The organism is Blastomonas sp. CCH9-A1 (genome assembly GCF_001557175.1).
Lineage (GTDB): Bacteria > Pseudomonadota > Alphaproteobacteria > Sphingomonadales > Sphingomonadaceae > Blastomonas > Blastomonas delafieldii_A.
In genome coordinates this window covers 266,354-274,198 of sequence record NZ_LSHM01000032.1, presented here as the reverse complement: position 1 = coordinate 274,198, position 7,845 = coordinate 266,354, and the positions used below count along the sequence as shown (strand labels likewise).

3 protein-coding genes are annotated in these 7,845 nt (G+C 68.9%); all 3 read left to right on the top strand.

Annotation, left to right across the window (positions count from 1 at the left end; genetic code table 11):
• The first annotated feature begins 126 nt into the window (after positions 1–126).
• The 3 genes from mutS to AX725_RS10975 are packed head-to-tail and all read left to right on the top strand — an operon-like array spanning position 127 to position 7,842.
• Positions 127–2,745 carry a DNA mismatch repair protein MutS gene (gene mutS / locus AX725_RS10985; protein WP_060978964.1) on the top strand — a complete coding sequence of 873 codons (2,619 nt, stop codon included), beginning with the start codon at positions 127–129 and terminating at the stop codon, positions 2,743–2,745.
• A gap of 58 nt (positions 2,746–2,803) precedes the next feature.
• Complete coding sequence (locus tag AX725_RS10980) at positions 2,804–5,098, top strand: CHAT domain-containing protein (RefSeq protein ID WP_060978963.1); 2,295 nt, start codon at positions 2,804–2,806, stop codon at positions 5,096–5,098.
• Positions 5,095–7,842: a two-partner secretion domain-containing protein gene (locus AX725_RS10975; RefSeq protein ID WP_060978962.1), complete on the top strand. Its 2,748-nt coding sequence runs from the start codon at positions 5,095–5,097 to the stop codon at positions 7,840–7,842. Before AX725_RS10980 ends, AX725_RS10975 begins: the two co-directional genes overlap by 4 nt.
• Positions 7,843–7,845 lie beyond the last annotated feature (3 nt).

The following is a 7,845-nucleotide window of genomic DNA, read 5'->3' as shown; positions in this document are numbered from 1 at the left end:
CCACCACCGACCTGCGGTCGGCGGTCCCCCTCCCCGAGACAAGCTCGGGGAGGATTTTGACACTGCACCCGTACTGGGGAAAACTCGCGCTTCCGTGCCGCTCGCGGCTCGGGTAACGGAAAGCGGATGAGCGCCCCGTCCGACAACGCCCCCACGCCGATGATGGCGCAATATCATGCGCTCAAGGCCGAGGCGCCCGATTGCCTGCTCTTCTACCGAATGGGCGATTTTTTCGAGCTGTTCTTTGACGATGCCAAGGCGGCAGCGGCCGTGCTCGATATCGCGCTCACCTCGCGCGGGGCGCATGGCGGTGATCCGGTGCCGATGTGCGGCGTGCCGGTGCACAGCGCCGAAGGTTATCTCGCGCGGCTGATCAAGGCAGGGCACCGCGTCGCGATTGCCGAACAGACCGAGACGCCTGCCGAAGCCAAGGCGCGCGCGGGCTCCAAGGCTTTGGTCCAGCGCGCGATCGTCCGCTTCGTCACCGCAGGCACGCTGACCGAAGAGGCATTGCTCGATTCGCGCAGCGAAAACCGGCTCGTCGCGCTCGCCAGCGCGGAAGGCGGCTTTGGCCTGGCGATGTGCGACATCTCGACCGGGCGGTTCGAGCTGATGCAGGCAAGCGCGAATGACCTGTCCGCAGAGATAGCGCGACTTGCTCCGAGCGAGCTGGTCCAGTCCGACCGCGCCGACCCGTTCGCCGAAACCGCGATCCTGCGGCCAGGCCATGATTTCAGCAGCCTCGAGGGCGAACGGCGGCTCAAGGCGCATTTCGGCGTCGCGACGCTCGACGGGTTCGGCAGTTTCAGCCGTGCCGAACTGGCAGCGGCGGGCGGCCTGCTCGCCTATCTCGAACATGTTTCGCGTGGGACCATGCCGTTCCTCGCGCCGCCGCGTCGGCACGAGGTGGCGCAGCATATGGCGGTCGATGCCGCCACCCGCGAAAGCCTCGAGATTCTCGCAAGCCAGCAGGGCGGGCGCGTCGGATCGCTCGTTCATGCGATCGACCGCACCGTCACCGGCGCGGGCGCGCGGCTGCTCGCCAGCGATCTCGGCGCGCCGCTGACCGACCTGTCCGCGATCCGCGACCGGCTGGCGCTGGTGCAATGGTTCCATGCCGATCCGCTGCTGCGCGACAGCGTGCGCGAGGCGTTGAAGGCGATCCCCGATCTCGCCCGCGCCCTGGGCCGTGTCGTCGCCGGGCGCGGGTCTCCGCGTGATCTCGGCCAGCTGCGCGATGGCCTCAGCGCTGCGCGGACCTTGCGCGAACGGCTGGGCAAGGCAGCCGACCTTCCCGATCTGATGCAGCGGCTGCTGCCCGACATGCAGGGCCATGGCGCATTGGTCGAGCATCTCGCGCGCGCGCTGGTCGAAAGCCCGCCGACCGAGCGCCAACAGGGCGGCTATATCGCGCGTGGCTATGATGCCGCGCTCGATGCGCTGCGCGATACCTCGGGCAATGCGCGGCGCGCGATCGCCGCGCTGGAGGCGGAGTACAAGGCGCAGACAGGGGTGCAGGCGCTCAAGATCCGGCACAATGCGGTGCTCGGCTATTTCATCGAGGTGCCCGCCGCGCGCGCCGATGCGCTGATGAAGGCGGACAGCGGCTTTGCCCATCGCCAGACCATGGCAGGTGCGGTGCGCTTCAACTCGCCCGCGCTGCATGACGAGGCGATGCGCATCGCGCAGGCGGGAACGCACGCCCAAGCGGCGGAAGAGGCGCATTTCGAGGGGTTGTGCGAGGAGGTGATCGCCGCGCGCGACGGCATCGCGCGCACCGCCGCTGCGATCGCACGCATCGATGTCGCCTGCGGCCATGCCCAGATGGCAGCGGAGGGCGACTATTGCTGCCCGGAACTCACCGAGGCGCCCGAGATCGCGATCGAGGGCGGGCGGCATCCGGTGGTCGAAGCCGCGCTGCGCAAGGCGGGCCAGGCGTTCGTCGCCAACGATGCGACCCTGTCCGAACGCGACCGGCTGTGGCTGGTTTCGGGTCCGAACATGGGCGGCAAGTCGACCTTCCTGCGCCAGACTGCGCTCATCGTGCTGCTCGCTCAGGCTGGCGCGTTCGTGCCCGCCCGGTCGGCGCGGATCGGTATTGTCGACCGGCTGTTCAGCCGTGTCGGCGCATCGGACAATCTCGCACGCGGCCGCTCGACCTTCATGGTCGAAATGGTCGAGACCGCTGCGATCCTCTCCCAGGCCACCGAGCGCTCGTTCGTCATCCTCGACGAGGTCGGACGCGGCACCTCGACCTATGATGGGCTGGCGCTCGCCTGGGCGATTGCCGAGGCGGTGCACGATACCAATAGATGCCGCTGCCTGTTCGCCACGCACTATCACGAGCTCACCCGGCTCGCCGGGCGGCTCGATGCGCTGTCGCTGCACCATGTCCGCGCGCGCGAGTGGAAGGGCGATCTGGTGCTGCTACACGAACTCGCCGACGGACCGGCGGATCGCAGCTACGGCCTCGCGGTCGCCAAGCTGGCGGGCGTGCCCCCGGTGGTGGTCGCGCGCGCGAAATCGGTGCTCGCCAAGCTCGAAGCGGGGAGAGAGGCGACCGGAGGCCTCGCTGCGGGGCTCGACGATCTGCCGCTGTTCGCCGCCGCTGCGGCCAGGGAACCCGAGGCAAAGGACGAACTGCGCGAGACGCTCCAGGCGCTCGATGTCGATAACCTGAGCCCGCGCGATGCGCTCGACGCGCTCTACCGCCTGAAGGCGATGCTCGGCGACGGATCGCATTAGGCGTTCATTCGCAGCGAAAATCCGGTTATCCTGCAAGCCGTTACCAGGCAGGGGTAAGATGGCGGGCATCGGGATATTGGCAGTCGCATATGCCCTGGCCGCGTCGGGAGCGGCGGAGGCGCGCCTGCCCGATGCGATCACCTTGTGCGATCGGCCGGTGGCAGACCTTCCCGCAGCTGCACTGCCGCTGGCAAGCGCGCGTGCGCGCCAAGCACGCAGTCTGATGCGCGGGGGCGACAACGGGGCGGATGCGGCGCTCGAATTGCTGCTCGCCCCCGCCGATCACGCGCCATCCACCCCCTTGGCGCGGGGCGAGCAGGCCAGCGTCGCGCAACTGGCCGAATATTGCCTGGTGGCGGGCGAGGCGATGCGGCGCGCCCGATCGGGCAGCCAGGCGCGCGCGCAGGATTTTCTGCGCACCGCCCAGGTGCTGGCCGAGCAGGCGGGCGACAAGGCGCTCGCCGCGCGCGCCGCCTGGGAGGCCGCGCTGGCACTGGCGGGCGGCGCACCACCGGCCGCACCGGGCGCGCGGCGTCGCTCGGCCGCATCGGCACCACCGGCGTCTGCACCGCAGGGCTGCGCGCCTGCCGATATCGAGGGACAGGGGCGCAGGCTGGAAGCCGCCTTTGCCTGCGCGCTCGACCGTGCCGTGCAGGCCGACGACCCGGCGCTCACCGCCTTGGCGGCGCTGCGCCTGGCGCGGCTGGAAAAGGCGCGCAAGGCCGATATCGCGCCACGTATCGCGCAGGGGCTGGCGGCGTCGGCACGGGTGGAAAAGCCCGGCGATCGCGCCTCGCTCCTCCGCGCGCTGGTCATGCTGGCCGACGATGCGGGATTGGGTAAAACCGATATGGTTCGCGATGCGGTAGAACTTTACGCCGATCTGGCACGTCAGGGCGCGGGCGATGCGGCGACGCTCGCCGCGCTCAAGGGACGTATCGCATTGGCTGAGGGGGAGCGCCAGGGAGCGCAGGCCGCCATCCGCCGCGCCATCTTCCTCGAAAGCCAGAAGCCGGTTCCGCAGAACCTTCCGCACTATGCGCTGCTGCTCGCCGATGCCGAACCCGAGCGCGCAGGCGAACATGTGATCGCCGCCTATCGTGCGCTCGAGCGGGTGCGCCCGGTGCTGATGCCGGTCGATCCACTGACCGAGGAAAGCCGGTTCGACCTGCTCGTTCGCCCGGTCTTCGAACGCGCGATCGGCACCACACTCGCTGTTGCGGGCAGCGATGCCGGGACGCTCGACCAGGCGCAGCGGATCGCCGAGGCCTATCGCAGCGCCGAATTGCAGAACAGCCTGGGCGCGGAATGCGTGCCGCTGCGCAATCCGGTGACCCCTGCCGATCTGAAGCCCGGCGAGGTTCTGCTCTATCCGCTGCTGCTCGAGGACCGGATCGAACTGCTTTATGCGACCGGCGACGACAAGGCGAAGGGCTATCGCCGCATGCCGCCCGACCGCAGTCGCAATCGCGCAATGATTGCGGCGCTCGCTCAGCGGATGACCGCCTCGCTCAGCGGTGCCAGCAATGACTGGGAAGCCGCATCGCGCGAACTGCATGCCGCGCTCATCGCGCCCGTCATCCCGCTGCTGGGACCCGAGGCGACATTGATCGTCGTGCCCGATGGTCCTTTGCGCCAGATCAGCTTCGCCGCGCTGATGGATGCGCAAGGCACGTTCCTGATGGAACAGGCGCGGCTCGCGGTGGTGCCCGCGCTCAGCTTTGCCGCGCCGGGCACGCGCGATACCGATCCCGAGATCATCGCCGCGTCGCTGGAAAAGGAGATCGATCTGCCGGTGGGCCGCTTCACCCGGCTCGAGGGCACCGCCTCCGAAGCGGCGATGGCGGCGGGGCAGGACGGCGTGCTGCTCACCGATTTCGACCGTGCGGAGCTTGCGGCCGCCCTGGCAAAGCGTCCGGCGAGCGTGCTGCACCTCGCCACGCATGCCGCGTTCAACGGGCGCACCGAACGTTCGTTCGTCGTCGCCAATGGCGAGGCGATCAGCCTGCCCGAGCTGCGCGCGATGCTGAGCGCCAACAGTTTGCGCGGCCAGGGGCTGCAGTTGCTGGTGCTGAGCGCCTGCGAGACCGCAGTGGGCGATGACGACCAGGCGATGGGGCTGGCTGGCGCGGCGGTCGAGGCGGGCGCGGCGAGCGCGCTCGCATCCTTGTGGGAGGTCAGCGATGCGGGCACTGCCGCGCTGATGGAGGCCTTCTACCGGCATTATCGCGCAGGCGCAGGGCGGGCGCGGTCGCTGCAACTCGCGCAGATCGAACTGGCACGCGGCGCGGACGGACAATGGGCCGATCCGGGCATCTGGAGCGCGTTCACGCTGGTGGGGAGCTGGCGATGATGGGCTGGCGCACGGGGTGTTCGGTGCTGGCGTTGCTGGCCGCGCCGGTGCATGCGCAAGGTACCGGCGCGCCGCCGACCACGATCACCCCTGACACGCTGCCTCAGCTTTCGACCGGCACCACCGCCACCGCTGAAGGCGCGGTGACGACCATCGGCGGCGGGGTGCGGGCCGGCGACAACCTGTTCCACAGCTTTGCGCGCTTCAATCTGGGTCCCGGCGATATTGCGCGCTGGACCGCGAGCGATGCGACGACCATCCGCAATGTCATCAACCGCGTGACCGGCGGCGAGCGATCGTTCATTGCTGGGACCATCGATGCGAGTGCGTTTCCGGGCGCGGATTTCTTTTTTCTCAACCCGGCAGGCATCATCTTCGGCGATGGCGCGGCGATCGATGTCGGCGGCACCGCGCATTTCTCGACCGCGCAGCAACTGGGTTTTGCCGATGGCACGGTGATGGTCTCGGGCACGGCATCGGGTTCGAGCTTCAGCATGGCCGATCCCTTGCGCTTCGGCTTTCTGGGCGGCAATGCGCCGATAGCCCTGCAAGCCAGCGCGGGCCCGGGCGATGAGGTGGCACGCGGGGTTGGCGCCGGGCGCATCGCGCTGTCGGCGAGCGACATCGTGATGGAAAGCAGCAGCCTGTTTGCGGCGCAAGCGAGCCTGCGCGCCGTCGGCCAGGCCCGGGGTGTGTTGGGCATCGCTGCAAGGCCCGATCAGGGCCTGCGCGGCGGGCGGATCGCACTCAACGACAGCCGCATCCTGCTGCAGGACGATGGCCGTATCGACCTGATGGCAGGCACGATCACGCTCGACACCTTCAGCGAGATCGGCGTGACTGCGAGCGCGGGCCTGCTGCCTGCGATCAACCTGCGCGCCGACCTGGTCGATCTCGTCAGCGGCGAACTGCGCGTCAGCGGCATCGAGGGGCTTGCCGAGCGCAGCGGCGATATCCGCGTGACCGCCGGACAGATTTTCGTGCGGCAAGCGGGTGCCATCCGCACCGAAAGCCGGCTGGCAGGCGGCGGTGGCACGATCTTTCTGGAAGGCGACCGGATCGAGATCGACGAAGGCATCGTCACCGCGACCGGTCTGTCCGCGCCGGGGCGCTCGGTCGGCGACATCCAGGTGCGCGGCGGGTTGTTGCGGCTGACCAATACGGGGCTGCTTTCCACCACGCTGTTCCAGGCGCGCGGGGCATTCATGCCGACCGGCACCACCGGCAACATCCTGATCGATGTCGACCGGCTCGAAATGGCAAGCCAGGGCCTGATCCTCGCCTCGAGCTCGTCGAGCACGGCATCGGGTCCGGGCAGCATCACCATTCGCGCGAACAGCATGGCGGTCGGCATCGGCCTCATCTCGACCAGCACTGACAGCGCGACCGCAGCCGGGCCGATCGACATCGATGTCAGGGGTTTGCTGGAGCTGAGCGGCATCGGCGGCATCCAGTCGATCAGCCAGGGCCTGGGCGATGCAGGCGCGATCGCGATCCGGGCAGGCACGCTGAGGTTGATCAACAATGGTTTCGGCGGACCCAGCATATCGTCCGAGACCGAACTGCCGCGTGCGCAGGAGTTCACCCGGCTGAGCGACTATACTGGCAATGCGGGGCGGATCGTGATCCAGACCGACAGCCTGGAGATGGACGGGATCACATCGATCACGACCTCCAGCTCGAGCCTCGGCAATGGCGGCGATATCCTGATCTCGGCCGGGCGGATCGCGCTGTCGGGCGAGGCTGAAATCAGCTCTGCGGCGCGCAAGCTGCTGGTTCCGCCCAGCAACGAGGATTTCGAGGCCGATCCCGATCTGGTGCCGAGCTTGAGAATAGTGCCCGGCCCCGGCCGCGCGGGGAGAGTTCTGATCGCGGCGACGGGCACCCTGACCATGAACGGCGGGACGATCTCCACCGCGACCGAGGGCTTTGGTGCAGCCGGCGAGGTGACCGTGGTCGCCGACCGCATCATGATGGGTCAAGGCAGCCGGATCAGCTCGGATGCAGGCGATCTGGCACCGGGCCAGGCGGGCACGGTGGCGCTGATCGCGCGGCAGATCGTGCTCAGCGATGGCGCGGAGGTAACGACAAGCTCGGCCAACGTCACGACCGCAGGAGGCATCGCGCTGGCGGCAGAGGAAGAGCTGCTCATCACCGGTGCGGGCAGCCGTATCGCCAGCACCAACACGGCGACAGGCGGCGGGGCGGCGGGCAATATCAGCATCGGCGCGCCGCGCATCACCTTGGGGCCGGGGGGCACGATCACCACCAGCGCGCTGACAGGAGCGGCGGGACAGATCGAGCTGCTGCTGCCCGAAACCGGGCTGCTCAGGCTTGCAGGCGGCGCGATGCCCGCTGCGATCGCCACCTCGTCGGGCCCCGGCACCGGCGGGCGGATCGTCATCAGCCGCCCTTATGCGCTGATCGCCGATGGCGCGCGGATCGAGGCTTTGGGGCAGCAGCGCGGTGCGAACGTGCAACTCGCCACCGATTTCTTCATCCGCTCGGCAGACAATAGCAACCTGTTGCTGGTCGATGGCGATCTCGTCGTCGACAGTCAGGTCGGCAATGTCAGCAGCGGCATCGACACGCCCGATATCAGCTTTGGCGATGCGGCGGGCGTGCTCGCCGGCCAGTGCCGCGCGGCGCGCAGCAGCGGATCGGTGAGCCGGCTCAGCATCGATCAGGTCGGCCCGCTCGCCCTCGATGCGCTGGATGTGGCTCCCTCGGGAGGCTGCCGTTGACCT